The organism is Streptomyces sp. NBC_00654, assembly GCF_026341775.1.
Lineage (GTDB): Bacteria > Actinomycetota > Actinomycetes > Streptomycetales > Streptomycetaceae > Streptomyces.
Genome location: NZ_JAPEOB010000001.1, coordinates 4,341,636 through 4,368,356, shown reverse-complemented (window position 1 = coordinate 4,368,356; position 26,721 = coordinate 4,341,636). Strand labels below are relative to the sequence as shown.

Here is a 26,721-nt window from a genome sequence, read left to right as displayed (position 1 = left end):
TTCCTTCTACGCGAGGGCCGATGCCAGCAACGAGGCGGTCTCTGCCACGAGCGGGGAGTCGGCGGGGGCGTCCTCCTCGGCCCGGGTCGTCAGGACGGCCATCACGATGGGTACGCCGTTGGGCGGCCAGGTGACGCCGACGTCGTTGCTGCCGCCGTATCGCCCGCCGCCGGTCTTGTCGGCCAGGATCCAGTCCGCGGGAAGTCCCTTGCGGAACTCCTCACCGCTGGTGGTATTGGCGAGCAGCCAGCCGGTGAGACGGCTTCGGTCGCGGCGGGCGAGTGCGTCGCCGAGGATGAGGTTCTCGTAGGTCCGGCCGATGGCACGCGGGGTGGTGGTATCGGTCGGGCGCCAGGGTTCGGCAGAGTTGAGTTCGGGTTCCCAGCGGTCGAGCCGGGTCCGGCCGTCCCCGATGGAGCGGCAGAATCGGGTGATGGCGGTCGGGCCGCCCAGCTCGCGGAGCAGCAGGTTTCCCGCGGTGTTGTCGCTGTAGCGGATGGCCGCGTCACACAGCTGTGCGACCGTCATCCCGCGCGCGAGGTTCCCGGACTTCTCCGTGATCGGCGAGTAGCCCGACCTCCGGACGTGGTCCGCGGTGTACCGGATCCGACGGCCCAGGAACTCGCCGTCGCGGTCGAGATCGCGCAGCACACCCGCCGCTGCGATCGTCTTGAACAGTGAGGCCATGGGGAAGCGTTCGTCCGCACGGTATGCCACCGTCCGGCCGGTGCGTGTGTTGCGCGCGAACACTCCCAGGCGGGTGGAATGGTGCCGTTCGAGCGCCCTCAGCCGTGCGGTGACGCGCTCGCCGCGGGAGGCGGCGTGGGCGGTACCGCCCGAGGACAGGGCGGCGAGTACCGCGCCGGTGCCGATGGCGAGCGCCGTACGACGGGACGGGGATGATCCGGTGGCGGGCAAGAGGTTCCCTTCCGAGGGGCGAGCAGGTGCTGTGACGCTCCGGCCGGCGGGCGGACGGCCCGTGGCATCGGACGAGTCGAACGAGTCAAACCTGCGGTCCCGCGCCATGTCGAATACGCTCTCGGCATCGCTCCGATACGGAAGCCATATCACCGCACGCCAGGGGGCGGAGTGCTGACGGAACGGCATCTGGAAATCTTCATCGCGCTGGCAGAGGAGGAACACTTCGGGACCGCCGCTCAACGCGTGGGCATCACCCAGCCACCCCTCTCGCAGGGACTGCGCAGACTGGAAACGCTGCTCGGGGTGCGCCTGTTCGAGCGCGAGCGGGGGGTATCCCTCACAGAGGAAGGGGCGTTGCTGCTGCCCCACGCGCGCAGGGCGCTCGCCGCGATCACCGAGCTCCGGGAGTCCGGTGCCCGTGAACACGCCGACGGGCGCAGACTCAGGATCGGGCTGACACCCGAGGTACCCGCTTGGCTGGCCGCCGACGTGGCGGCCGCACCGGTCCGGACGGGAGCGCCGGTCAGGATCGGTGTGGCGATGGCACCGACCGCCACGCTGCTCTCCGACATCGCGGCCGGGCGCCTCGACATCGCGGTCGTCCGGCATCCGGCCGTGCTGCACGGCCTGGCCGCGGGTCAGGTGGTACGTCTGCCGACCTGGACCCTCACCCCGGCCGACTACGCGGAGCACACCCTGGCGGCGGTGCTCCGGGAGCTTCCCGTCGCGGTGCGCGCCCGTGGCGAGGCACCCGCGGCCCACGACCTCTTCGTCGACACGCTGGCGAGCCGCGGGCGGCGGGTGAGGACGGTCGTGGTCTCCGACGAGCGGGCCGGACTCGCTCTCGTAGCGGCGGGCCAGGCCGTACTGGTGACGGCGGACAACAGCCTGGCGGCCACCGGCGTCGTGCGGAGGCAGACGACGGACCCGCCGCTCCCCCTGCGGCTGCGCGTGGCGTGGGACCCGCGGCGCCGGGGTTCCGCGGAGTCCGCGGGGACGGCCCGGCTGCTGGCGGACACCCTTTCCGGCACGGCGGTGGCCGGATGAGCGGAACACCGCGCGGAAGCCGTGTGGAACGCACGATCCGCAAGATGTTCGACGACGCGGGGGTCCGCGGCTGGCTGCACGTGGCGGAACTGCATCACCCTTCGAGTCACGTCGCCGTCGACTCCGAAGAGCCCGTACCCATGGGCTCCGTCTACAAGCTGCCGCTGATGGTCGCCTTCTGGCGGCTGGTGGAAACCGGTGCGATCGACCCTGCCACGCAAGTGACCCTGCACCCCGGGGAGCGGGTCGCCGGTCCCACGGGAATCTCCATCCTGCGGGACCCCGTCACCCTGTCACTGCGCGACATGGTCGTGCTCATGATGAGCATCTCGGACAACACGGCAGCCCATGCGGTACTGCGCGCGGTCGGTCCCGGGGTGGTCGACGAGATGTGCGCCGGCCTCGGCATGCCCGACACGCATATCCACGGCGGGGTGGTCAGCACGTTCGCCCGTCTGGTCGCGGAGACCGGCAGTGAATCCTTGAGCGCCGCGATGGCACGGATCTCGGACAACGACGACATCGTCCCCGCGGGGGTCTACGACCCGGTCACGCAGGCGTCCACCACACCCGCGGACATGGCACGGCTCCTCAGGGCGATCTGGACCGACCGGGCCGCCTCCGGGGAACACTGCTCCGTGATGCGCGCGGTCATGAGCAGACAGCCGTGGACCCACCGGCTCGCGTCCGGATTCCCCTACGACGATGTCGCCGTGTACGGCAAGACCGGCACGTTCGGCGCGATGCGGCATGAGGCCGGGGTGGTCGAGTTCCCCGACGGCAGTACGTACACCGCCGTGGTCTTCACCCAGGCCGCCCGCGCCGACACCAGGCTGCCGCGCGCCGACGCGGTCATCGGCGAGGTGGCTCGTGAGGCCGTCGAGGAACTGCACGGAAATCAGGGCGTCCGAGGGGCCCCGCACGACACGGGGGCCTGAGGCCGACCTCCGGCGGACGGCATCTCTTCCGGCGGTACCCGGGTCGATTCGCCGCCCGACGACGTGACCGTTCCGGTTCGGGCGGGGCCGGGTCTCCTGCTGGAGAAGTCCGCCGACGACACCCGGATGTACCGAGCGGGCGACGAGGTGACGTACACATACACGGTCGCCCACACCGGAAACACGGCGTGGCCGATGTCGGGGTCACCGACGATCTCGTCGCGGACGTGATCTGTGAGGCCACGACGCGTACGGCGAACACTGCGAACCGAAGCCCAAGCCGTGCCGGGGCGAAAAGCCCTGCTACTCGAAGCAGGACGAACAAGCCCGACGGACTCAGGGGTACCGGCCACATGGTGGCGGGTACCCCTGAGTCCTTCTCTTTCGGCCAATCACGGTGCCGGGGGCCGCCCCGCGGACCGTGGAGGCCGGCCGGGCCCCGCCAGAACCTCATGGTTGCAGCAGCGCATCCGCCGGGGAGTCTCCCCCCGATACGGAGCCGGGCGCTTCGCCTCCGAGAATGCGGCGGAGCACGGCTCCACGCGGAGCGGCCCTGTTGTTCCACAGGCACCTGAATCATGAACTCGGCTTTTCGGCCTCATCGTTGGGATGCCGAAGCCTGAGGTCGGAAGGCGTGGGCGTCTCACCCCCCGCTCACCGCAAGGGGCTGTACCACCGGTCCGGAATGCCTGGTCGTGATCCAGCGGCCATGTGCCGGAGCGAACTCTCGGGCGCCGCCTCCCGCGTCGGCCCACGCGCTCTCCGGCCTTTCACACCATCGCGGACGGGTAAGCGGCGCAGCATCCCGAAGGCTCGTACAGCCTTCCGGACCAAGGCCGGATTTCGCCGTGGGGCCGGCAATTCCGAACCCCGCGATGCCCTTGTGGCGCCCGGCAGCCCGTGGCTAGGCTCCGGCTCGTTTCAATTCCTTTTCATTTTCAGCAATTTGTAGCTGATTGGTGAAGATCTTTCTTCATCGTCGCAGGAGGAGAGGGGGAGATGAATATGTCAGCGACGCCGGCTTCCAGGGCGAGCGACAGCCCGGCAGTTCCGACCGCGGCCGACCCTCTCGCCTCGCCCCGTGATGTACGCCTGTTCTGGTGGGCGAGCACCGCGGACGCTCTCGGGACCCAGACCTCGGGCATCGTGCTCCCGCTGTTGCTGCTCACGCTGGGGTACTCCCCTGCCGCGGTCGGTCTGATCGCGGGTGCGTCCGCGGCCTTCGGGCTGGTACTGGGACCACTGGCGGCGGTCCCCGCCGACCGGGGCGCCCGGAAGACGGTGATGCTCTGGTCCGCGGGTCTGGCCGCTCTGGCCATGGCGACCGTGTCCGTCATGGTGACCATGGGCCGGCCGCCCCTGGTCCTGCTGCTGTGCGCCGTGCTGGTGGAACGTCTCTGCACCGCCGCCTACGACGCCGCGGCCCGCGGGACGGTCGCCATTATCTGCCCGCCGGAGGGCTACCCCCGCCTCGTGGCCAGGCTGGAGGTGGGGGACAACGTCGCCCTGGTCCTGGGCCCCTTGCTCGGGGGCGCCCTCTACCAGTTGGGCCGCGCCTGGCCCTTCGTCGTCGATGCCCTGTCCTACGCGGTGACCGCCGTGTGCGTCGGGTTCATGCGTGCGGATCTGCGTGCGGCGGCAGGGGCCGGCCCCGCGGCCGCTCCCACGGACCGGCCCGCGGACGGGGAGCGCGGCACGGCTTGTACGGGCCCCTCCCGCGAGGGCCCGGACCGTCGCGCGCGCCGGCTTCGCCGCGAGGCTCTGCTCACCGAAGCGGGCGCGGGCCTGCGTCTGGTGGGTACCACTCGGCTGCTGCGCCTGGTCACGCTGTGGACCGCGGTCGTGAACGGGGCGCTGTCCGCCCTCTACTTCGGGGTGCTGTTCTCCCTGGAGCGCGACGGCCACAGCGGGACCGCGACCGGGCTGGTCCTGGCCGTGTCCGGGGCGGCCGGAATCGCGGGCGCGCTCGCGGCTCCCGCGCTGGCGGTACGGCTCGGCGCCGCCCGCGCGTTCCTCACGGTGACCTGGCTGCTCGTGCCGCTCGCCGCGGGGCTGGCCGCGGCCCGTTCGCCATGGGCCTTCGCCGCGCTGTTCGGCGGGGTCTGCCTGATCCTGCCCTGCGCCACCGTCGTGCTCCAGTCCAGAACCATCGCGACCACTCCCCCGCACCTCCAGGCCCGGGCCGGGGCAGTCCTGGCCGCCGCGGCGGGAGGCGCCGCGGCGGTGGGGCCCGCCGCGGCCGGGCTGCTCGCGGCACGGGCGGGATCGGCCGGACCCGCCCTCGGCTGCACAGCGGCCCTCATCGCCCTCGCCGCGTACACCGGCCTGGCCCATCCCCGTACGCTCAAGGACACCGGGAGCACCTCGTGACGGGCCCCTCCGCCGCCGATTCCGGGAGCACCCGCGCGGTGGGCGAAGCGCCCCCTCCCTTTCTGGTCTCCCGCGACGCGCTGCCCGAGGTGTGCGCGACGGATCCTCACCGGATGGTCTTCACCGCCGACGCGGGCGGCCGCTGCGAGGTCTTCACCTGGGACGCCACGACCGCCTCCGCCCGGCAGGTGACCGACCACCCGCTGGGCACCTTCCACGGTTCCATCGACACCCAGGCCCATGTGTGGTGGTTCGAGGAGGACGCCCGCGGTGTGGGCCGCTGGAAGTTCCGGCCCTTCGACGGCGGACCGGCCCGCGACGGCCTCCACGGCGTGCCGGCGGGTCTGGCACGCGGTCTCGGCGTGAGCCGCGACGGCACCGTCGCGGTCGCCCTGGGCGACCCGGAAGGCACCACCGTGTTCAGCGGCCCGCGCGGTGGTGGGGCCCACGCGGTGGCCCGTCTCCCCCATCACGCGAATCTGACCGGGATCACCGCCGCCGGTGACCTGCTGGCCGTCAGTGCGCAGGCCCGTTCCGCGAGCGCGGTCACCGTGTTCGGCACCGACGGCACCCGGCACGCCGTGCTGGAAGAACCCGAAGGAGCCCTGTGGTCCCTCGGGTTCGGGCCCCTTCCCGCTCAGCGGGACCTGCTGCTCGTACGGGAGTGGCAGGGCAGCTACCTCCTTGCCACCTGGTCCCCGGGCCAGCCGCTCATCACCCACCTGTGGTGCGCGTTCGACACGGAGATCACCGGCCGCTGGTGCCCCGACGGCCGCGCCGTACTGATCCGCCAGGACCGGCACGGCCGCAGTGTCCTGCACCGGGCCGACCTCACCGCCCGCCGGCTGACCGTACTGCCCACGGCCCCGGGCACCCTGCTGGACGCCTCCGAGCAGGTGAACGGCGACGTACACACGCTCTGGACCAGTACCGCCACCCCGCCGCGCGCACTCTCCACCGCCGGTACCGCGCTGCCCTCCCCTCCGCATCTCCCCCCGCGTGTACCCGGCGTACCGCGCGATCTGTGGACACCGGGCCCCGACGGGCCGGTGCACACCCTCGTCACCCTGCCCGAGGGGGTGTCCGCGCCGGCGCCCACGGTGTTCCTCGTCCACGGCGGTCCCGCCGACCACGACCGCGACGCCTACGACGGTGCCCTGCACTCCCTGGTGGCTTCCGGCTTCGCCGTCGCCCGGGTCAACTACCGCGGCTCCACCGGGTACGGGCCGGCCTGGCGCAACGCGATGACGGAGGGAGTCGGGCTCACCCAGGTCGCCGACCTCGCGTCGGTCCAAGCGGACCTGGTCGCGCGCGGCTGGGCGGACCCGCGGGCACTCGCCCTCTGGGGCACCTCCTGGGGCGCCTACCTCACCCTGCTGGCGCTGGGAACCCGCCCCGGCCTGTGGCAGGCGGGCGTCGCCGTGAAACCGGTCGCCCACCTCGCCCACGCGCACGCGACCACCACACCCGCCCTGCGCACACTGGACGAGCGGCTCTTCGGGGGGACTCCGCGGGAGTTCCCCGCGCGCTACGCGCGGAGCTCACCGCACACCTATGTCCCGGACCTCGACGCGCCGTTGCTGGTCGTCGCGGCGACGCACGACGCGAAGTGTCCACCCGGTCAGATCCGGGACTACCTGGACGAGCTGGTCACCCACCGCAAGCGCCACGAGGCGCTGTGGCTGGACACCGGCCACGACGGATACGACGGCCGGGACCACCTGAGCGTCCTGCGCGGCGCCCTCGTCTTCCTCGACCGCGAACTCCGCGGCCGTCCACGCGCCACCCCCGAAGCGCCCCCCTCCACCAGGCGGGGGGAGTCCGGCCGGCCGGCGAGCGATCCCGAACCGGCCGCGAACGGAACGGCTCAACGCCTCACGGAAAGGTAGACACATCATGCAGAAGGACATCATCAACAACGACCCGCTCGCGGGCGACGAGGAGAACCGCAAGCCGGGCATCAGCATCACCATCACGGTGCCCATCCGCAACGCCGAGGAAGCGGACATCGAGAACTAGGGCGTGTGTCGAAAGTAGCGCCGTCCGCCCGAAGGGCGGGGCTCACGGCGTCCGGTGCGTGCGATCGCACGGCGGAGGAGTGTCCTCGTACTGGACGTACGAGGACACTCCGACAACGCGGACAACGCCGACAACGCGGCGAGCGCGCGTGCCGGGCGTCGCGAGCCTGGCAGGACTTTCGACACACGCACTGGTCCCTCCCGGGGGCCGGTCCCGTGCCCGCGCACCGGGCCGGCCCTTCTCCTTCTCCCCGGACCCTCCCGATTCCTCCGGTGCCTTGTGCGCCCCTGCCCGCCGCACCACTGCCAAGGAGCCCCCGTGCGTGTTCTGCTGGTCAATATGCCCTGGTCACCCATCGACCTTCCGTCACTCGCCCTGGGAATCCTCAAGCGCAGCGTGGACGAGCGCGTTCCCGGTGCCACGGCGACGGTGCTCCACGCAAACCTGGAGTTCACCGACTGGGTCACGGCACGCACCGAGTTCACGCCGACCGACTACGAGTACTACTCCCTGTCCTCGTACTTCATGGGGTGCGGCGACTGGGTCTTCTCCTCGGCCCTCTACGACGACCCGTCGTGGCGCGAGGCGGAGTTCACCGAGGCGATGCGCACCAAGCTGAGCAAGACCCGGATGAAGATGTCCCATAAACTGCACCGGATGGCACCGGACTTCGTCGCGGAGATCGCTCGGCGGATCGTCGGCGAGGCACCGGACGTCGTCGGTTTCACGTCCACCTTCCAGCAGAACACCGCCGCGCTGGCGGCGGCCAGGCAGGTGAAGCGGCTCGCTCCGCACATCAGGACGGTCATCGGCGGCGCCAACTGCGACGCCGAGCAGGGCGCGGCGCTGCACCGCAACTTCCCCTTCCTCGACTACGTCGTACGGGGCGAGGGAGAGGCCGCGTTCCCCCAGTTGCTCAGCGCGCTCACCGCCGGGGAGAGCCTCTCCGGGGTCCCCGGGCTCTGCCACCGGACCGAAGACGGCTCCAGCACCGCGAATCCCATGGCATCGAGTCCGCTGCCGCCCGCGACGATCCTGTCGCCCGACTACAGCGGGTACTTCGAGCGCCTGGCCGCTTCCGTAGCCCGCAACTGGGTCGAGCCCAAACTCGTCGTCGAGGGAGCTCGCGGGTGCTGGTGGGGCGAGAAGCACCACTGCACCTTCTGCGGACTCAACGGCTCCTTCATGCAGTTCCGCAGCAAGAGCCCCGACGTCTTCTACGAGGAGATCATGGACCTGGCGCGCAAGCACCGGGTGCTCGACATGTACGTCGTCGACAACATCCTCGACATGGGCTATCTCTCCACCGTGCTGCCCCGCATCATCGACAGCGGGTACGACCTGCGGCTGCACGTCGAGATCAAGGCCAATATGCGGCGCAACCAGCTGCGTACCCTGGCCGAGGCCGGTCTCATCTATGTGCAGCCGGGCATCGAGAGCCTCAACAAACGGGTCCTGGACCTGATGGACAAGGGCGTCAGCGGCTGCCAGAACGTACGGATGCTCCGGGACGGGGCGGAGACGGGACTGTCCGTCTCGTGGAACTACCTCCACGGTTTTCCCGGCGAGAGCGCGAAGGACTACGAAGGGGTCATCGGTCAGATCCCGGCGCTGGAACATCTCGACCCGCCGGTCGATCTCTCCGCCCGGATCGCCATCGAACGTTTCAGCCCGTACTTCAACCAGCCGTCGCTGGGGTTCGACGGGCTGCGGCCGGAGGCGCACTACCGCTTCACCTACGACCTGCCGGAGGAGGAGCTGTACGACCTCGCCTACGTCTTCGAGGCCCCCGAGCGCGGCGTCGGGGAGGTCACCGTATCGGCTCTCAACGATGCCCTGGCGCTCTGGAAGGAGCACCACACCGACGCCCGTCTCACACATACCGACCTCGGTGACCGGATCGTCCTCGTCAGCGCTCGGCGCTCCTTCGCCTGGCGGGTGATGGAGCTCACCGACCCCTTCGAGACCGCGGTCTTCCGTCTCCTGGACCAGCCGCACGCACCGGCCTCGGTCCTCCGCAAGGCGACGGTCCGGATACCCGGCCACGGCCGTACCGGGGCGGACGTCGAAGCGTTGCTGGCCCACTGGCTGGAACTCGGGCTTCTCTTCACCGACGGCGGCCAGTACGTGCATCTCGCGCCGTCCGCCGTGAACGAGAACCTGCTGCGTCTGGACTTCATGCGTCATGCGCACGCGGCACCCGGGACCGCGTCCCCGAACCCGTCCGCGTCCCCGTCCGCGTCCCCGTCCGCGTCCGACAACGAAGCGGACACCGGCGCTCAGCCGGACCGTGACGCCGTACTCGCCTGAGGCCCCGCCCCGCTGTCGGCCGCGACGGCGTCCGCATCCCTCCAGTCCAACCCAACCCAGCCCAGCCCGATGCCAGCGAACCCCACGAGCCGGAGACTCCCTGCCATGGACTCAGCCCTCGACACCACCGCGGACACCCTGCGCGTCACGGCCTGGCGCGACTACGACGAAGCCGCCTGCGCCCTGCCCGGGATGTCTCTGGGCAGTCTCGACCTGACCGGCCCCGAGGCGTCCGAGAGCGACCGGCTCTGGGAACTCGGCGCACGCCGCGTGGCCCTGCCGGCCGCCGTGGACCTCACGGCGACGGGGGACCTCGCCGGAGCACGCCGCACCGCGCGGGCACTCAGCCTGGTCCGGGACCTCACCGCCCGCGCCGTACTGGTCGAATGGGACCTCCGGCTGGACCCGGCACGTCCGGATGACTGGCAGGCCCTCAGCCATCTCCAGCCGCCCCGGACCCTGCGCGGAGCCTCCGAGCCCGACTCCGCACTCTCCACCTGGCGGAACGGCCACTACCTGGGCAAGTGCCTGTGGCGCAACGGCCCCGGCTTCCTCCAGATCCGCGACCGCCGCTGGGGCAACCTCCAGCGCTTCACGGCGGACGAACCGCACTACCGCCACGCTGTCGGGGAGCTCTCCTACGGGGCCCCGCAGGACTCCGTGGCCAAGGACGCCCTGGACGACTTCACCGAGGAGAAGCTCGTCCTCCATCTCGGCCCCCTGGCCTGGTGGGTCCCCTACCGTGTGAGCCGGTGGACCCAGGAAGCGATGGCGGTCTGAGCCCCGCTCCACCGCGGTCCCCGTCCGCCTCACCGCCTCCGGTCCGCGTCAGCGGGAGGGTTCGACGCCCCAGGCGACGGCTCGGGCGGCGGCCGCCGAGCGGTTGGGGAGGTCGAGCTTGGCGAGGATGTGCTCGATGTGGGTCCCCACGGTGCGCGGGGTGATGTAGAGCCGCTCGGCGATCTCCCGGTTGGTACGGCCGACCGTCAGTTCGGCCAGCACCTGGAGCTCCCGGGGCGAGAGCCCGCCGAACCGCCGCGCTTCCGGGGGCCGCGCGCCCGCCGCGGGCTCGGCCGCGGCGGTCTCCTCGGGCGACGGGCCCGCGCCGGTGGCGACCGCGGCGGCGAGTGCCTCGGTGAGCAGTGTGACCACGGCGCGCGCCGGATCCGGGGCGCGCCGTGGTCTGCGGGTGCTGACGTTCAGCATGCCGACGTACCGGCCGTCGGCGGCGAAGAGGCACTGGGCCACGCCGTCCTCGATGCCGAGGGGGCACAGCACGTCCTGGAAGCCCGGCGATGCCACCAGCAACTGCCCGGGGACGTCCCCGAGCCAGAGCCCGCCCCGGTCCGGGCTGCGGAGCACGGGGAACACCGGGTCCCGGTGGAGGCGGGTCTCGATGTAGGACGTGGCGTCCTCCGGGTAGCTCCCGGCCAGCGTGGTGTGGCGCCGGCGCAGTGGATCCCACCGGGCCAGGGAGGCATGGTCGTACGCCACCACGTCCGACAGCGCCGCCAGAACCGTGTCGACGCCCGCCGCGCCGGCCGTGGCGCTCCTGGCGGCCTCACGGACGTGGACGGCCGCGTCCAGGATGTCGCCACTGCTCCGCTCCGCTGCCATCCGTCAAGGATGGTCATGCGCCCGGAATACGTCAATCTCGAAGGGTTTCGTGCACGATCCGCCCGTCCATGACGGTGAGGACGACGGGCATCTCCGGGATGTCGTGCGGGTCGGCGGTGAGCAGATCCCCGTCGAGCACACACAGGTCGGCGACCTTGCCCGGTTCCAGGGAACCCTTCCAGTCGTCGGCGAAGTCCTGCCAGGCCGCGTCGATCGTGTACGTACGGATGGCCTCGGCCAGGCCGATGCGCTGCTCGGGCCCGCTGACCCGGCCGGCGGCCTTCGACTCGCGCAGCACCATGGTGGCGATGCCCTGGCGCCAGTCCGGGTAGGTGACGGGGGCGTCGGACCCGCTCGCGACCCGTACTCCGGCGTCGATGGCATCGCGGTAGGGCCATGCGTAGGCGGCCCGCTCGGCGCCGACGAACTCCTCTTCCATGTCGGCGACGGTCCACTTGATGGTGGGGTTCATGTTGACGCCGAAGTCGTGCGCGGCCAGCACCTTCATGCTGTGCGCGGTGAGGAAGTCGCCGTGGATGACGTAGTGGCGGGCATCGGGCCGCGGATGCTCGGCCATGGCCGCGGCGAACGCGTCCGCGACGGCGTCGCAGGCCCGGTCGCCGGTGACGTGGACGCCCAGCTGGTGCCCGGCGGTGTGGGCGTGCCGGATCATGGCGTCGATCCCGGCGGTCCGCTCGCTGTCGGTCTCACCGCCGACACACAGGGAGCCGCAGCCGCCGCCGACGTACGGCTCATGCATCCAGGACGTCTTGTTGGGGACGATGCCGTCCGCGAAGATCTTGACCCCGAGGATCGCGAGGCGGCGGGGATCGGTCTCGTCGGGCTTGCCGAGGGCGGTGAGGGTGCGGGCGAACTCCTCGGCGGTGCCGGCCATTCCGGTGGGCAGGAGCAGGACGCCGAGGCGGGCGGTCAGTTCGCCGTCGGCAAGCAGTCGGCGGTAGACGTCGAGGGTTTCGGCGCCGAGCGCGCCCCGCATGATGCCGTCGCCGCCGGGGCCGAGTCCGGGCTCGGTGTAGCTGGTCACGCCGAGCGTGGCGAACGTGGCGAGTGCCGACCTGATCGCGTCGGTCCGTTCCTGTCGGCTGAGCGGCGGCAGCGCGTTCTGGATGAGGGCCTGGGCCCCCTCGTGGAGCAGCCCGGTCGGCTCCCCCGTTCCGTCCACGACTATGGCTCCGCCGGGCGGCGCGACGGTGTGCCGGTCGATCCCGATGAGCTCCAGTGCCTTGGAGTTGACCCAGGTGGCGTGCCCGGAGAAGGAGTACAGAACGACCGGATGGTCCGGGCTCACGGCGTCCAGGTCGTGCCGCGACGGCTGCCGCGAGGGGTCGGAGACGCACTCGTCGAGGAAGCCGGTGTCCCAGCCGTGCCCGGTGATCCACTGTCCCTCCGGAAGCCGTCCCACGGCCTCCCGTACCACCTCGGCCACGCCCGCGAGGGAGGACACGGCGGGATGGCCGAGCTCGAGGGAGAGCGGCGGCGTCGCCATGCCGAAGGCGCATCCGTGCAGATGGGAATCGTTGATTCCGGGAAGCAGTGTCGCGCCCCGCAGCTCGACGACACGGGTGCCGGGTCCGATGAGCGGCGCGACGTCCTCCCGGCCGCCGACGGCGCTGATGACCCCACCGGTCACCGCCAGGGCCGAGGCGACGGAGAACTCCGCATCGACCGTGACCACCCGACCGCCGAGAAACACCAGATCCGCATACGTGTCCACAGAAGGGTCCTTTCAAGAACTGGGCGCATCACAGCCGCCCACGAACGATCTCCCCAGGACTATGGCCGCGCCCCCACCGCCCGCACATCGGTCATCCCACCGATACGCGCTCCCGCGCTGGCTGCCCGACGAAGCCGGGCCCGTGAAAGTTCTCTCCATGACAGCAACTGGACCAACCGTGCAGGAGCACCTCACGCGGAAGATCATCGCCGGTCTGTTCTCGCCTCTGGACGGTGTGGTGGAGGCCCCCGAAACGTGGAACATGCCGTACAACAGGGCTGAGTCCGGGGCGGCCCTGCGACGGCTTTCCGAGAACGCGGACATGGCTCTGCCGGGCCGCAAACACCTATCAGGAGTGGAGCCCCTTCTTCCCCATGCCACCAACGAGCAGGTGCCCACGGCCGACTGGATGAACTCCTCCCCCGCGTACGTCGTCTCCTCCACGCTCACCGACCGCGACGCCCCATCAGGTGGGGCGTCGCCGTCCGGCCGGATCAGTCGCGCAGGAACGTCTCGATCGCCGTCGCCAGCACCACCGGTGTCTCGTGCATCGGGTAGTGGCCGCTGTTGGCGATCTCCTCCAGCTCCGCGTTCGGGTAGAGGCTGAGCCATGTACCGCGCATGACGTCGGCCGTGAGGGCCAGATCGTGCTCACCGACGATGACCTTGACCGGAACGGGATTGCCGACGATCCGGTGCGTCAGATCGGCGGTGACCCAGTCCTGGACGTAGCCGCCGAACGCCTCGCGGGTCGAGAGCTCCAGGGAGCGGTCGACCATCAGGTCGACCCACACTCGGCTCGCCCGTTGCCCGGTGACCAGGTCCACGATGGCCAGCCGCCGGTCGCGGTCCTGCGCGGCGCCGTAGAAGAGCGCCTCGCCGTCGGCGTCCAGCGGGTAGGGCCCGGCGGGGACCGGGGCCAGACCGACCAGCTTGCGCACGCGTCGCGGAGCCTGTGCCAGCACTTGTTGCACGGCCTTGCCGCCCATGGAATGGCCGAGGAGGGAGAAACGCTCCCAGCCGAGCTCGTCGGCCAGGGCGAGGGCGTCGCCCGCGATCTCGGCGAGTGTGTACTCGCCGGTGACGTCCTTGCGGTCACCGTAGCCGCGGTAGTCCAGGAAGGCGTAGCTGAAGGTGTCGCCGTCCAGGTAGTCCAGGAAGGACCCCCACCCGGCGCTCGTGCCGAACCAGTCGTGAAGCACCAGGACCTTGTGGTCGCCGGAACCGATCAGACGGTGCGGAATGCTCATGACGTGGGTCCTCCCGTGCGTGGTGGTGGTCACCGAACGGCCTGACGAAGGGGCGCCAACCGTCAACACATCGTTCCTCTCCGGCACTTCCGCAGATTACGCCGAAGGGTCGTGAAGCGCCCGACACCCCGCCACGCGATGAGGTTACGCGGGTTCACACACCCGTCGGCCGGCACGGGGACGGAACGCTGGATGGCACCCCACGCGCGCGGGCCTCCCACCGAGCCGGGCCTGCCCGGGGGTGGTCTCCCGATGTCCGCGTGTCGGAATTGGGTGTGTCTCGTTGACGGGATGCGGTCCGGGTCCGTCCGGGCCGGGTCGGATCTTGCGGGCACCGGGGCGGTCCCGGGTGGAGGAGTGGCGTGATGGGTACGGAGACGTGGGGTACGGGTGGTGGCGCGGGGCGTGTGGGTGTGCGGGCGGCGGTGCTGGGTGCGGTGGCGGGGGCGGCGTTGCTTCCGGCCGGTGCCGCTCACGCGAATGTGCTCGGGATCGGGAACGCGGTGTTCGGCAACACGTGTGTCAGCCAGGGCGGTGCTCGGGCCGAGGGCGCCACGGTCGCCGGGAGCGGTGTGGGCAGCGGGAATCGGGCCGGTCTGCCGTTGAGTCTGCCGCGCAACCACTGCGGCAACAGCGGCATCGTCTGCACGGCCCTGTTCCGCCCCAGCGAGTGAACGGGCCGGTGGGCGGGACGTGACCGGGCCGACGGTGGTGGGCGTGGCAGTGCCGGATGTGCCGGTGGAGGAGCGGGCGGTGGAGGCGTTGCTGTCCCTGAGCGGGCGGACGCTGCCTCTGCTGCGCCGGTGGGTGGGTTCGGATCCGGGCTGTGGTGTGGCGCGGGCGCTGCTGTCGCTGGTGGCCGGTGACCGCTGGGACGACACCGTACTGAAGGAACAGCTCGTGATCGCGCACCGGGACGCGCTGGCCGTCGGTGAGCGGGAGGCCAGTCTGGTGTACGGGGTGTTCCTTCATACGCACCGGCAGTACCGGCTGACGGCCGACCATCTGGCGGGGCATTTCGGGCGGTGGCCTGCCGATGTGCTGGCCGGTCTGATGATGGGCGCGTTCTTCGCCTGTGGGGATGCCGCCTACCGGGTGCGCGGCGATGCCCTGATGGAGGAGCAGGCGACGGTGGCGGGCCCGGAGAGCTGGCCGTGGATGAGCTGGCTGGCCTCGGCCAGGGCGGAGCAGGGACGTGTACGGGAGGCGCATGGACTGGCCGGGCGTGCGCTGGGTCTGTACCCGCGCTCGGGGGTGGCCGCTCACGCCCTCGCGCACGCCGAACACGAACTCGGGGCCGGCCGTGCCTGTGCCGTTTTCCTGGACCAGTGGCTCCTGGCGGACCCGCGGGCGATGCAGTCACGGCACCTGAACTGGCATGCCGCACTGCAGTCCATCGCCTGCGGCGACTTCGAGGACGCGCGTCGGCGGGCGGATGCGGCACTGGCGCGTACGGATGTCGGTATGAGGGCCGCGACGAACTGGCGCCTGCTCCTGGCAGGGCAGTCACCGGCCGGCCTCAGCGATCCGGATCACGTCCGGGAACTGCTCTCCGCACCGGGCGGGATGGCGGAGGTCTTCCATACCTTCAACCTCGCCCTGGCCCTGGCCGTGGAGTCCGCGGCCGACGACCTGAACATCCTGGCCCGCAGGGCCGCCGCCGACGAACGCCCCGACTTCCGGGAGGTTCTGGCACCCGTGGTGCGGGCCCTGGCCGAAGTCACCGCGGGCCGCCCCCGCGCCGCGGTGGACCTGCTGGCCGGCCTGGGCGAGAAAGCCGAACGGATCGGCGGAGTGCGGGTCGAGCGCGAGATCATCCAGGACACCCTCGCCCGCGCCCTCATCGACGCCGGCCAGCACACCCGCGCGGCCGCCCTGCTCCACCACCGCACCACCACCCGCCACCACCACACCTACGAAAACCTCCTCCTGGCCCCACGTACACCGGCCACCCAGACCCGCCCCCGCTGAGAACGTGGGGGATGCCCCGGCGGCACATGCCACTGTCCGGCCCGCGTGAAAGGGTCCCGCCCATGATCGAGCTGGAGAACGCACAGAACGACGAGTACCCCGACGAGGACACCGTGCCCCTCGACGACGCGTTCCGGATCGTCCGCCACGTCATCTCCCACAGCACCCCGCCCCCGGACACGGCATGGACCATCGATCGCTGACCCACGTGCCGCTCGCAAAACCTTGTTCCTCGGTGTCAGGTCATCGGGCTGTAGCCTGCAAAAATGGTTGACTCGTTCGGGGTGAAGCTCGGCGCCAGGGCGGCACGTCTGCTGGCCAGGCTCGGACGGACCCACATCCTTCCGGGTCTGACGGAGCAGGAACTGACCGGTATCGAAGCGCGGTTCGGGTTCGCGTTCGCCGAGGACCACCGCGCCTTCCTCTCGGTGGGGCTGCCCACCGGACCGGGGTGGCCCGACTGGCGCTACGGCAAGGCCGTCCAGCTCCGTTCCTGGCTCGACAAGCCGGTCGAGGGCGTGCTGTTCGCCGTGGCGGAGGCGGCCTTCTGGCATCCGGCCTGGGGCACGCGTCCCGCCCGGCGGACGGACGCGGTATCCGGCGCGAGGGTGCACCTGGCGTCAGTGCCGCAGCTGATCCCCGTCCACTCCCATCGCTATCTGCCGGCCGGCCCGGGAGCAATCGCTCACCCGGTGCTGTCGATCCGGGGCGCCGACATCATCCCCTACGGATACGACCTCATCGACTACGTGGGCAAGGAGTTCGGCGGCCCGCGGGACAGCACCGAGAACGGGCAGCGGGTCGTTGCCGTCACCACAGCATTCTGGGCGGACTACCTGACCTGGTCGAACTGGGAAGGGTGAGCGGACCGGTATCGGTGGGGCGAAATTCCAGAGGGTGGTCACTGTCTGACCCGCTGTCAAGATCAGCGCGATTTCAATAAGAAAAGGAAAGAAAGCGATCAACGCTTTCGTGTTTTGGTCGCTCCTCACACCCGACGAGTCGGCCACGTGTTCGGAATTCCGACCTCGTCGGCTTTTCGTGTCCCGTTCCGGGTACACATATCGGATTACGGCATGAGTACGTGGCCAAGGAGAGGCCGTCCCGGCTAGTGTCCCGTCTGAGAGGGGGGCCTGGGCCGAGCCTGTGAACCTGGGAACCACGCCCCCCCTTTTCTTCAGCATTCCGACCGTCACAAGATTCCCTGGGGGAAGCCCATGCCTTCTCGATATGCGCTCCGAAGCGCCGCAACGTCTCGGAGTACTGATGACGGTAGCGGCACGAGGGCTGGTTTCGCACGGCCGCGTGCCTGCACTGTCACGCTTCATCCCGGTGACGTATGCGCTCCGTGCGGTCCTTCCACCAGTCCCGCGGACGGCGCGTGGGCGGGGCTGTGCGGGCCGGGTATTTCGGGAGTACCCGCGTGGGCGTCCCGCGTCCCGCGCTGCTCCCGGCCGCGGGCCCGAATGGACCGGATGCTCCGTGAACCACAGGGCGTCCGCCTGGCCATCAGGGGTGCGTGACACCCGTTTCGCGCACCGGAACGCACCCCCGCCCGAAGTGGAGTAATCGGCTCCGCACAGCCGTCTCCCCCGCATCGGTGCGGGACGGCCGGGCGGTGCGAGGAGGAACGACATGCCGCGAGACGACGCGAAGCGGACCTGTGGCTTCTGCGGCGCCGAACTGCCCGAACCGAAGGGTCCCGGGCGCCGGCGCGTCTACTGCGACGCCGGCCACCGGCGCCAGGCCCAGCGCCGCAGGGAACGTGAACGCCCGTCCGCGGGCGAGGGCCGGCGGTCGCTCGGGCAGGAGATCGCCGCGGAACTGCACAGGCTGGCCGGCGCGTTGCTGGAGGCCACGTACGCGGGCGAGGACCTGGCCGAACTCGTACAGCGCGCGCGGGCTGTGCAGAACGAGATCGACTGCTTCCTCGCCGCGGAGGTACTCGCCGGCCGGGCACGGGGGGCCCGGTGGGACGACATCGGCCGGGCGGTGAATGTGACGGCGGAGACGGCCAGGTCGAAATGGCAGGCGGACCGTGTCCGGCGGCAGTTGGACCACCGGGCGCTCTCGCAGCGGGCCGCGCCGCTGCCGGCCCCCCGGACGCTGGCCTCCATACAGCCGAGCAAGACCGCGGTTCCTGCTGACGGACCGGCGCCGGGGACCCCGGTGACCGCCCGTCAGCGGCTCGCCGCCGCCCTGTCCCAGGCACAGCGGGAGAGCGGGTTCAGCATCCGCAGGATCGCCGACCTCACCATGCTGTCCCCCTCCTTCATCTCCCGGGTCCTGTCGGGAGAGCGGCTGCCGTCATGGGACCTGGTGTGCCATCTGTGCACCATCGTGGGCCAGGAGCCCCGGGAGCTGCGTCTGCTGTGCGAGGTCGCCCACGGCATCACCCAGCCGGCCCGGCAGACGGTCACCGAGTACATCGCCTCGCTGAAAGCGGCACTGCGCGGGCTGCATCTGGCCGCCGCGCGTCCTTCACCCCAGCAGATCCACCGGCGCAGCAACGGGCGGGTACCGGCGTGGCTCGTCGCCCAGGTGCTGAACGGGGACGCGGTGCCCGAGTGGGAGATCCTCGGTGCGACCGTCACCGCGCTGGGCGGTCAGGCGGCCGATTTCAAGCCGCTGTGGGAGGCGATTCACTACAGCGTTCTCATGGCGGACGACTCCCGTGTTTCCGGCCTGGTCACTGATCCGACAACTTGACGGCGGTGCGGATGACATGACGACCACATGGTTGCCCCACTCTGCGCAGACCGGCCGTATGCCGGTGCGCGTCACGGACGGCAGGACCGCTCTGATCGCCTTCCACGCCTTCCGTGCCCTCTACCGGGAGGGCTATCTCGCCTATGCCACGGCGAGACTCGGTGCGGGCGGCCCCGCCGAGCAGGCGGTCGAGGACACGCTCACCGCACTCGCGGTGCGCTGGTCCACCACCCTGGGCTGCTCGCACCCGGCGGCGGTCGCCTGGCGGATGCTCTCGGAGAGCGTGGACCACGTCGACGGGACCGGTCGCGCGTGTTCCTGCCGTCGGCGCTGCGTGAGCGACGCGCTCGTGCTCCGTGCCGACCTGCGGATGGAGACCACCAGGGCGGCCGAGCTCATGGGACTGCCCCACGGAGAGTTCCTCGTGGCCCTGCACACCGCGGGTGCCGAGGGCCCGGTCCCCTGTTCCTGCAGGCCGCCGCGACCGCGGACCGGAGTGTGAAACACGCGCCTCTCACCACTCCTCCGTGCTCCCCCTCGTCCGAGGAACACCTTGGTCAGCCGTTCGTGGTCTCGTGCCACCGCTGAAATTTCACTACGCTTTCCCCTCCGGGCGCGCCGACCGGGGCGCGCCGCACAGTCATCCGGGGGATGCGATGCAGGCTGATGACCGGCTTCCGTACGGGGTGGATGTGCGGACACCGAGCGTCGCTCGGATGTACGACCATCTGCTGGACGGCAAGGACAACTTCGCCGCGGACCGTGCCGCGTGCGATGATCTCTTACGCCAGGTGCCGAGCATGAAACTGCTCGCACTGAACAACAGGGCGTTCCTGCGGCGCGTGGTGCATTCCCTCGCCCAGGACTACGGCATCCGTCAGTTCATCGATCACGGGTCCGGTCTTCCCACCCAGGACAATGTGCACCAGATCGCACAGCGTGTCAGGCCCGCCTCGCGGGTGGTGTATGTCGATACCGATCCGATCGTCCGCACCGTCGGCGGCGCGCTCCTGGAGACCAATGAGCGGACCGCGGTGCTGCAGGCGGACATGCGGGACACCGAGGCGATCTTCGAGAGCGAACAGGTCGCGCGCCTGATCGACTTCCGTGAGCCCGTCGCCGCGCTCTTCGTCTCGGTTCTGCACTGCATCCCCGACGCGGACCGCCCGCTGGAGCTCATCCGCAGGGTGAAGAGCCGGCTGGCGAGCGGCAGCATCATGGTCATCTGCCAGCTGGTCAGCGAGAGCGCGGAGGTCCGTGACGGCGTCTCCGACTTCATGGACCGCGAGACTCACGGGCACTGGGGCCGTGTGAGGACGCGTGCCGACGTCGATGCCTACTTCCGGGAGAACGACCTCGGCATCCTGGAACCCGGGCTCGTCGAGGTGTCCCGGTGGCGGCCCCCGGAGACCGCGGACGCCCCCGCGCAGAGCAGTTTCGAGTGGGAGGAGTTCGGCGGCGCCGGGATCGTCCGCTGACGGCCCGGCGCGCGGTGTTCAGGACAGGGTGACGGCCAGCTCGTCGAGCCGGTCCTCCAGCTGGGTGAGGGTCTGATCGGCCGGGTGGGACATGCAGGAGAGGCTGAAGATCCTCGACTGGTAGCGCTCGGCCTCGCCCTCGCCCTCGACGCACCGGGCACTCTCGCTCTGCTCCAGATAGACGAAGTCGGACAGGAGCGCGTCCGCGAACCGCAGGTGCACGATCGGATGTCCCACAGCTCCGGTCATCCCCATCGACAGCGGGGCGATGTGCAGGCTGATGCGGTGCCGCAGGTCGCCCTTGAGAAGGGCGATCAGGTGCTCGATCTGCCGGTACATCACTCCGGGGCTGCCGGCCGGGCGCCGCAGCACGTCCTCGTCCATGACCGCGACGAGTGCGGGCGGGTCCTGGGCGCGCAGGAACATCTTCAGCCGGCTGACCCGGGCCGCGGCCCGGTCCTCGATCTCCTTCTGCGACGCGTCGGGAAAGCCCGCACGCATCACCAGCTGGGCGTACTCGGGTGTCTGCAGCCAGCCGGGAACCAACTGCGGCTCGTAGGACATGATGCGCTGCGCCGCCGGCTCCAGGGCGAGCAGCGGCTGCACCCAGCGGGCCACTGAGCCGCCGAACGGCTCCCAGACATCAGGGCGCTCTCCCTGCGCCGCGATGGACAGCGCGTGGGAGAGCTCCCGTCGATCGGTGATCCCGCACAGCCCGAGCAGGGCCGTGGCATGACGGCCCGCGTGTTCCGTGCGCTCGCCCTTCTCCAGCCGGCTCACCGTCGGTGCCGATGTGCCGATCCTCCGGGCCGCGTACTTGCCGGTGAGGTTCGCGCCGATGCGGCACTGGCGGAGATGTTCGCCCAGAGCCCTGCGGTGGGCCGCCGCGCCCAGGTGGGGGCGGGGTGCGAACCCGCGTATGGAGAGGGTCTCCACGTGCTTGCCGGTCATGGCGATACCTCCCCTGGGAGCCGGTCACTGGGGAGTCAGTATGGCAGCGCCGGTCCCGGGAATCACCCATTGGCCATAAATCTGGCAGCCCTTACAGGGCGAAGTCGAAATCACCGTCCTTCACGCCGAGAAGGAACGCCTGCATCTCCGCCGGCGTGTAGACCAGGGCGGGCCCCGCCGGGAAACGGGAGTTCCTCATCGCGATTTCTCCCCCCTCCAGACGGGCTACTTCCACACAGTTCCCCCCGGCATTGCTCCGGATGCTCTTGTGCCATACCGCACCCGGGATCGCCTCGGCACTCACGCCGTTGACCTGCGTCATCACGCTCACTCCTGTTCCTGTATCCACCCCGCCACACCTTCTCCCCACCCCCGAAAGGGAAAGAATGTGCGATCAGGGGCGTCCTGAAATTTCAGCCGCACTTTCAAAACGAGCATCACGGCGCCAGGTAGCGGGACAAAATGCGGTGAGCGTGCCGCACACGCTCACGACGGGGGGAGACACACATGCCGGAGACCCACCACCTGCAGCACACCGCCCCGGTCCGCGCCCCCCGCGGCCGGACCCCCGGCCCCCAGGACCTGACCGCCCATCTCAGCCTCGGCGCGCCCCCGTTCGCCGCGTACCGGATCGGGGAAACGACCTCCTGCCTCCACGAGGCGCGAAGGTTCGCCTCCGACGTCCTGCGCAGATGGGGCCTGGAAGCCGTGCGCGAGGATGCCGTGCAGGTCGCCTCCGAACTCGTCGCCAACGCGGTGCGCCACGGCCGCCGCACTCCCCCGTACGCGACGGACGCCCACGTCGTCTGGCTCGCCCTCACCCGGCGCCCCCACAGCCTGCTCTGCGTCGTCTACGACCCCAGCGGCCGGCGCCCATGTCTCACCCGGCCGGCACCCCTGGCCGAACACCACCGCGGACTCCCCATCGTCAACGCGCTCAGTGAGGACTGGGGCTGGAAACCCGCCGGCGAGTCCGGCAAGGCCGTATGGGCCCGGTTCCCCCTGCCCGCCTGAACAGGGCCGACCGGTAGGGGCACCGGGTGCCTCCTACCGCGGCCGGCCGGCGATCAGGACTCCGTCGTCCGGCCGGGCCGGCGCCCCCGGTCTGCGGGACGAGCACCGGCTCTGACGCGTACCCAGGCAGGCAGATCGCTGCCCCACTCGGTGGGCGGACGGCTCCAGTTGCGAGGTGCCCCGTCGTAGTGCACGGGCGGCAGCGCGTGGTCGAGCATGCCGTAGGGCGATGCGGTCCTGGACAGCCAGGGCCGCGGGGCGTGGGCTTCGCCGTCGAGCGGTGCCGGAACGATGCCGTGCAGCAGCCAGGACGCGGTACCGGCGAGGGACAGCCGCAGATGCCTCCCACCGCCGGACGTCTGCCGGTCGGTCAGGGCACGCAGCACCGCGGCCGCGAGAAGGTACCCGGTGCCATGGTCCAGCGCCTGTGCGGGCAGCGCTCCCGGGGAGCCGTCGGCCGACGCCTCGACCGAGGCGATACCGCTCGCCGCCTGGACCAGGCTGTCGAAACCACGCCGCGACGCCCAGGGTCCCGACCACCCCCAGGCACACAGCTGGGCGACGATCAGGTGGGGGCGCCCGGCGAGGAGTGCGTCCGGGGCCAGCCCGTACCGGTCCAGTGCGCCGGGCCGGTACCCGGTGAGGACGACATCTGCGGAGCCGAGAAGCTCCTCGAAGACCCGCCGGTCCTCGGGGCCGGAGAGGTTCAGCAGTGTCGACCGCTTCCCGAATCCGGTGTCGGCGTGGGCGTCCCCGTCCTCCATGAGCTGAGGCGGGTCCACACGCAGTACGTCCGCTCCCAGCAGGGCGAGTGTGCGCGACGCGACCGGACCGGCGATGACCCGCGTCAGATCGAGGACCCGCACACCGCTGGCCGGCAGCGGGGCCGGCGGGAGTGCCCGCGGACCGCTCTCCCCGAGGAGCCGTGTCTCGGCCAGCGGGATTCCGGCCCGGATCGGGGTCCGGGCCACCGCCACGGCAAGGCCGCCCGCCGCGTGGACGGCCTCCTGTACGGACCGTGCCGGGCGCGCGGCCAGTTCGTCCGACAGCAGCCCGGTCATCGTCCGGTCATCGCCGGAGTCGGGCAGGCCCAGTGCGCTCAGCAGGCGGGACCGGTGGTGCGGGTAGTTGGCATGGGTGCGTACCCAGCCGTCCGCCGCACGCCAGAAGCCGGACAGCGGTGCGAACGATGCCGGTGCCCGGCCGTCGATGCGCAGGTGTCGCTCGCTGACGAACGACGTGGCCACCGCGGCCTCGTGCACCCGTACCGCCGGAACGGCTCCCGCGCTCCGCCGCGCGAGCAGTTCCGCGGCTGCCAGCGAGCACACGCCCACGGTGGCCCGTGCTAGTTCCCGCACCGGCAGCCGGGCGGGCAGGACCCCGCTCGCCCCCGCGTACGACACTCCCCCGACCAGTTCGGCCCGCCCGCCGAGAGCGTTCCAGGCGTAGGCAGTCGCCTCATCTTCGGTATGCGTCATCAGGCCATCCTGCTGGCAGCCCCTGGGGCGGCGATGCCGGGGGGGGGCCTCGCTGGGTGCCGCACTCTCCTGCCCGCACCTCGACCGCCGCGCCGGGACCTCGCTCACCGGCCCCGGCAGTTGTCCGAAGGACACGGCGGACCGAGCCGCGAAGCAGGCCGGGCCCGGTGTGCCGAGGGATCGGCTCACCGGGCCCGGCCTGATACTCCGTACGGCCCTCATCCCATGACGGTCACGCCGGATCGATACGGGAGACGCTGCCGCCGATGGCGAGCACGTACAGCGCGCCGTCGCCGCCCTCCACGAACGAGATGACCTCGCCGCCGTTGACTCCGAGGTCGCTCTCGCCCGTCACCTCGCCGTTCTCGATCCGCAGCGCGCGGATGGTGCCGTCGCAGTAGTCGCTGAACACGTACTGTCCCTCAAGGGCCGAGATGGCGTCCCCGCGGTAGACGTATCCACCGGTCACCGAGCAGCCCAGCCCGTTGCGGTCGTACTCGTGGACCGGCGGGACGTGGTTCGCGGGCTCGGTGCCGCCCCGGAAGGCGTGGTTGCCCTCCATCTCGGACCAGCCGTAGTTCTCCCCGCCCTCGCTGTCCGCCGGGGCCCAGTCGATCTCCTCCCAGGCGCTCTGGCCCACGTCGCCGATGAGCAGGTCGCCCGTGCCCGCGTCGAAGGAGAACCGCCACGGGTTGCGCAGCCCGTACGCCCAGATCTCGCCCTTCGCGTTCGGTACGCCGACGAAGGGGTTGTCCTCCGGGATCGCGTACGGCTCGCCGCCGGCCGGGTCGATCCGCAGCAGCTTGCCGAGCAGCGTGCCGAGGTTCTGCCCGTTGCCCTCCGGGTCGCCGCCCCCGCCGCCGTCGCCGAACGCGATGTAGAGATAACCGTCGGGGCCGAACCTGATGTCGCCGCCGTTGTGGTTGGAGTACGGCTGTGTCTGCGTCAGGACGGTGCGCCGGGTCTCCGGCTGGAGCTTGCCGTCCCGCACACCGAACTCGTCCACGGTGCTGGTGCCTTCACGGTCCGTGAACGAGATGTAGAAGTGCGCGAACTCCTTGTCGAACGCGATGCCCAGCAGGCCGCGTTCGCCGTCGGTGGTGGTCTCGTCGGAGATGTCGAGGACCGGCTCGCCGAGGTTCTGACCGTCCAGGACGCGTACGGTGCCGGCGCGTTCGGCGATCCAGACCGTGTCGCCCGGTCCGGCGGCACCGGCGGTCGGGCTCTGGGCCGTGGCCACTTTCGTGAGCGCGACCTTCGCCGCCCGATCCGCCGGGGCGGGCTCGTCGGCGGACGCCGTGGCTAGGGCGAGGGAGGCGATGAGGCAGATGGTGCCGATGATGGCCGTGCTTCTGGTACGAACGTTCACCGTGACCTCCTGGAGGCGGCGAATGGGGGGACCCGGCTGCTTGGGGCAGAGTTCTGCGGGTGTTGCCCGTGCCGGCACGCAACCTGGGTGGGGGGATGCTGTGCTGTTGGCCACTGATGAGAATACAGGGACGGATGCTCTTGGCGTAGACCAATGCCCCATCCGTACGCGCCTGTTGCTCCTTTCGCATGTCTCCTCCCCATCGGCGCGGAGTGCGCGGGTCCGGGGCGCGGCCCGCGCGCTGCCGCGTCCCGGAGGTGCTCAGAGGTACGTGGCGGCGGTGACGCAGAAGCCGCCGAGGGCGACGGCCCAGACGTACGGGAGGGTGCGCAGCATGACCTGTTGCGGGGTGACCCCCGCGTACTGGGCGCTCCACACGGTCTGGGTGCTGGTGGGGTCGGCGACGCCGAAGACCTGGTTGTACGAGGTGGCGAGGCCGAGGACGGCGGTGGCGGGGTAGATCCCGGCAGCGATGAGGACGCCCGCGATGCCCGCGCCGAGACCGAAGACGTTGAGCGGGCCCCGGTAGAGGCAGAGCGGGACGAGCAGGGTGAACACCAGGACGAACAGCACGGCGTTCTGCGGGCTGACCGCCTTGACCAGGGGTTCGAGTGCCTCGACGGCGCCCGGCAGCTTCACCGCGGCGAGCAGGATGCCGATGGCGATGAAGAGGGCGATCGGCGGGGCGGCGACCTCGAAGGCCCCGTAGAGCGTGCGCAGCAGCCGTTTGTTCATTCCGCCGGGGCGGGTGGTGGTGACCAGCGCGTAGAGCACGCCCGCCAGGAGCGAGGGGATGATCGGCACGTCGAGGCCGAGGGCCAGGACCAGCGGGACGACCGGGGTGAGCAGGGCGTACCAGGGGGCGTCGCCGAGCTTCGCGCGCCGTGAGGCGGGCCTGGCCGTCGCGGGCCTGAAGGCCCAGGCGTGTTCGACGCCGCGGCGGCGGGACTCCACGAGGACGAAGAGGACCGCGGCGACGAGCGCGAAGGGGAACAGCTTGATCATGAAACCGCGGACGGTCGGGATCGGCAGTTCCAGGGCGGTGGAGAAGAACTGCCACACGGGGAGTTCGAAGGGGATGCCGACGGCGATGCCCATGAGGATGGTGCCGGCCGCGGTGGTCCTGGGGATGCCGACCGCGACCATGGCGGGGATGCCGATGATTCCGGCGAGCATCGCGGCGGGTGCGGAGCCGGTGACCGTGCCGACGAGGGCGGAGACCGCCAGCACTCCGAGTGCGACCACGGTGGGGCGGTCGCCGCCGAATTCGATGATCTTCCGGACGAGGGTTCCGGCGATGCCGGTCTCGTCGAGGAGCTTGCCGAGCCAGGAGCCGAGCAGTACGGCGATCATGGTGGCGGCGAGGGCGGGAGCGCCGTCCTGGAGGACGGTCTGCAGCACGCTCTCCTTGCCGGTGAGCGGGGCGCCGGAGACGAGGGCGATGGCGACGGCGAGCAGCACCAGGGCGAAGGCGGTGGGGAGTCTGCGGGTGAGCATCGCGGCGACTCCGGCCGCCATGATGAGCAGGATGACGAGACCCATGA

The 26,721-nt window shown here is 70.9% G+C and carries 25 protein-coding genes; 16 read left to right on the top strand and 9 right to left on the bottom strand.

Annotated features, from left to right (window positions below; genetic code table 11):
- Positions 1 to 6 precede the first annotated feature (6 nt).
- Positions 7 to 918: a class A beta-lactamase gene (gene bla, locus OHA98_RS18610; protein WP_266927199.1), complete on the bottom strand. Its 912-nt coding sequence runs from the start codon at positions 916 to 918 to the stop codon at positions 7 to 9.
- Positions 919 to 1,089: 171 nt separating this feature from the next.
- Between bla and OHA98_RS18605 the strand changes: the two genes are divergently transcribed.
- The 8 genes from OHA98_RS18605 to OHA98_RS18570 all read left to right on the top strand — a co-directional run bounded on the left by OHA98_RS18605 (position 1,090) and on the right by OHA98_RS18570 (position 10,385).
- Positions 1,090 to 1,968 carry a LysR family transcriptional regulator gene (locus tag OHA98_RS18605; protein ID WP_266927197.1) on the top strand — a complete coding sequence of 293 codons (879 nt, stop codon included), beginning with the start codon at positions 1,090 to 1,092 and terminating at the stop codon, positions 1,966 to 1,968.
- 23 nt (positions 1,969 to 1,991) lie between these two features.
- Positions 1,992 to 2,906, top strand: coding sequence for a serine hydrolase (locus tag OHA98_RS18600; protein WP_323179576.1), 915 nt, complete (start codon positions 1,992 to 1,994; stop codon positions 2,904 to 2,906).
- Between the two features lie 63 nt (positions 2,907 to 2,969).
- On the top strand, positions 2,970 to 3,137 hold the full coding sequence (locus tag OHA98_RS18595; RefSeq protein WP_266927193.1) for a hypothetical protein: 168 nt from the start codon (positions 2,970 to 2,972) through the stop codon (positions 3,135 to 3,137).
- A gap of 768 nt (positions 3,138 to 3,905) precedes the next feature.
- On the top strand, positions 3,906 to 5,276 hold the full coding sequence (locus tag OHA98_RS18590; RefSeq protein ID WP_266927191.1) for an MFS transporter: 1,371 nt from the start codon (positions 3,906 to 3,908) through the stop codon (positions 5,274 to 5,276).
- Positions 5,273 to 7,165, top strand: coding sequence for a prolyl oligopeptidase family serine peptidase (locus OHA98_RS18585; RefSeq protein WP_323179575.1), 1,893 nt, complete (start codon positions 5,273 to 5,275; stop codon positions 7,163 to 7,165). Before OHA98_RS18590 ends, OHA98_RS18585 begins: the two co-directional genes overlap by 4 nt.
- A 7-nt stretch (positions 7,166 to 7,172) precedes the next feature.
- A complete protein-coding gene (locus OHA98_RS18580) occupies positions 7,173 to 7,295 on the top strand; it encodes a hypothetical protein (protein ID WP_266927189.1) in 123 nt (40 codons plus the stop codon).
- Between the two features lie 318 nt (positions 7,296 to 7,613).
- Positions 7,614 to 9,605, top strand: a complete 1,992-nt coding sequence (locus tag OHA98_RS18575) for a RiPP maturation radical SAM C-methyltransferase (RefSeq protein WP_266927187.1) — start codon at positions 7,614 to 7,616, stop codon at positions 9,603 to 9,605.
- Positions 9,606 to 9,710: 105 nt separating this feature from the next.
- The gene (locus OHA98_RS18570) at positions 9,711 to 10,385 is read left to right on the top strand and encodes a DUF5825 family protein (protein WP_266927185.1); all 675 of its coding nucleotides are present in this window, start codon (positions 9,711 to 9,713) and stop codon (positions 10,383 to 10,385) included.
- A gap of 48 nt (positions 10,386 to 10,433) precedes the next feature.
- Here the strand turns inward: OHA98_RS18570 and OHA98_RS18565 are convergent, their stop codons facing one another.
- The 3 genes from OHA98_RS18565 to OHA98_RS18555 all read right to left on the bottom strand — a co-directional run bounded on the left by OHA98_RS18565 (position 10,434) and on the right by OHA98_RS18555 (position 14,207).
- The gene (locus OHA98_RS18565; RefSeq protein ID WP_266927183.1) at positions 10,434 to 11,222 is read right to left on the bottom strand and encodes a LuxR family transcriptional regulator; all 789 of its coding nucleotides are present in this window, start codon (positions 11,220 to 11,222) and stop codon (positions 10,434 to 10,436) included.
- Positions 11,223 to 11,253: 31 nt separating this feature from the next.
- Positions 11,254 to 12,957 (bottom strand): amidohydrolase, encoded by a 1,704-nt coding sequence (locus tag OHA98_RS18560; protein ID WP_266927181.1) that lies wholly within the window; start codon positions 12,955 to 12,957, stop codon positions 11,254 to 11,256.
- Positions 12,958 to 13,451: 494 nt separating this feature from the next.
- Positions 13,452 to 14,207: an alpha/beta fold hydrolase gene (locus OHA98_RS18555; protein WP_266927179.1), complete on the bottom strand. Its 756-nt coding sequence runs from the start codon at positions 14,205 to 14,207 to the stop codon at positions 13,452 to 13,454.
- Between the two features lie 365 nt (positions 14,208 to 14,572).
- Between OHA98_RS18555 and OHA98_RS18550 the strand changes: the two genes are divergently transcribed.
- The 7 genes from OHA98_RS18550 to OHA98_RS18520 all read left to right on the top strand — a co-directional run bounded on the left by OHA98_RS18550 (position 14,573) and on the right by OHA98_RS18520 (position 20,365).
- Complete coding sequence (locus OHA98_RS18550) at positions 14,573 to 14,881, top strand: chaplin family protein (protein ID WP_266927177.1); 309 nt, start codon at positions 14,573 to 14,575, stop codon at positions 14,879 to 14,881.
- Between the two features lie 43 nt (positions 14,882 to 14,924).
- Positions 14,925 to 16,178, top strand: coding sequence for a hypothetical protein (locus tag OHA98_RS18545; RefSeq protein WP_266927175.1), 1,254 nt, complete (start codon positions 14,925 to 14,927; stop codon positions 16,176 to 16,178).
- Between the two features lie 62 nt (positions 16,179 to 16,240).
- Positions 16,241 to 16,381 carry a hypothetical protein gene (locus tag OHA98_RS18540; protein ID WP_266927173.1) on the top strand — a complete coding sequence of 47 codons (141 nt, stop codon included), beginning with the start codon at positions 16,241 to 16,243 and terminating at the stop codon, positions 16,379 to 16,381.
- A gap of 63 nt (positions 16,382 to 16,444) precedes the next feature.
- A complete protein-coding gene (locus OHA98_RS18535) occupies positions 16,445 to 17,041 on the top strand; it encodes a hypothetical protein (protein ID WP_266927171.1) in 597 nt (198 codons plus the stop codon).
- A 772-nt stretch (positions 17,042 to 17,813) separates the two neighbouring features.
- Positions 17,814 to 18,887, top strand: a complete 1,074-nt coding sequence (locus OHA98_RS18530; RefSeq protein ID WP_266927169.1) for a helix-turn-helix domain-containing protein — start codon at positions 17,814 to 17,816, stop codon at positions 18,885 to 18,887.
- Between the two features lie 58 nt (positions 18,888 to 18,945).
- Entirely contained in the window at positions 18,946 to 19,389 is a 444-nt protein-coding gene (locus OHA98_RS18525; protein ID WP_266927167.1) for a hypothetical protein, read from the top strand.
- 154 nt (positions 19,390 to 19,543) lie between these two features.
- Positions 19,544 to 20,365 carry an SAM-dependent methyltransferase gene (locus tag OHA98_RS18520; protein WP_266927165.1) on the top strand — a complete coding sequence of 274 codons (822 nt, stop codon included), beginning with the start codon at positions 19,544 to 19,546 and terminating at the stop codon, positions 20,363 to 20,365.
- Positions 20,366 to 20,383: 18 nt separating this feature from the next.
- Here OHA98_RS18520 and OHA98_RS18515 read toward each other — a convergent pair whose 3' ends face one another.
- Positions 20,384 to 21,316: a helix-turn-helix transcriptional regulator gene (locus OHA98_RS18515; protein WP_266927163.1), complete on the bottom strand. Its 933-nt coding sequence runs from the start codon at positions 21,314 to 21,316 to the stop codon at positions 20,384 to 20,386.
- Positions 21,317 to 21,407: 91 nt separating this feature from the next.
- Entirely contained in the window at positions 21,408 to 21,638 is a 231-nt protein-coding gene (locus OHA98_RS18510) for a DUF397 domain-containing protein (RefSeq protein ID WP_266927161.1), read from the bottom strand.
- A 185-nt stretch (positions 21,639 to 21,823) separates the two neighbouring features.
- Here OHA98_RS18510 and OHA98_RS18505 point away from each other — a divergent pair, with 185 nt between their 5' ends.
- Entirely contained in the window at positions 21,824 to 22,330 is a 507-nt protein-coding gene (locus OHA98_RS18505; protein ID WP_266927159.1) for an ATP-binding protein, read from the top strand.
- A gap of 53 nt (positions 22,331 to 22,383) precedes the next feature.
- Here OHA98_RS18505 and OHA98_RS18500 read toward each other — a convergent pair whose 3' ends face one another.
- The 3 genes from OHA98_RS18500 to OHA98_RS18490 all read right to left on the bottom strand — a co-directional run bounded on the left by OHA98_RS18500 (position 22,384) and on the right by OHA98_RS18490 (position 26,719).
- Complete coding sequence (locus OHA98_RS18500; RefSeq protein ID WP_266927157.1) at positions 22,384 to 23,808, bottom strand: CoA transferase; 1,425 nt, start codon at positions 23,806 to 23,808, stop codon at positions 22,384 to 22,386.
- A 232-nt stretch (positions 23,809 to 24,040) separates the two neighbouring features.
- A complete protein-coding gene (locus tag OHA98_RS18495; RefSeq protein WP_266927156.1) occupies positions 24,041 to 25,177 on the bottom strand; it encodes a sorbosone dehydrogenase family protein in 1,137 nt (378 codons plus the stop codon).
- A 261-nt stretch (positions 25,178 to 25,438) separates the two neighbouring features.
- Positions 25,439 to 26,719 carry a TRAP transporter large permease subunit gene (locus OHA98_RS18490; protein ID WP_266927154.1) on the bottom strand — a complete coding sequence of 427 codons (1,281 nt, stop codon included), beginning with the start codon at positions 26,717 to 26,719 and terminating at the stop codon, positions 25,439 to 25,441.
- Positions 26,720 to 26,721 lie beyond the last annotated feature (2 nt).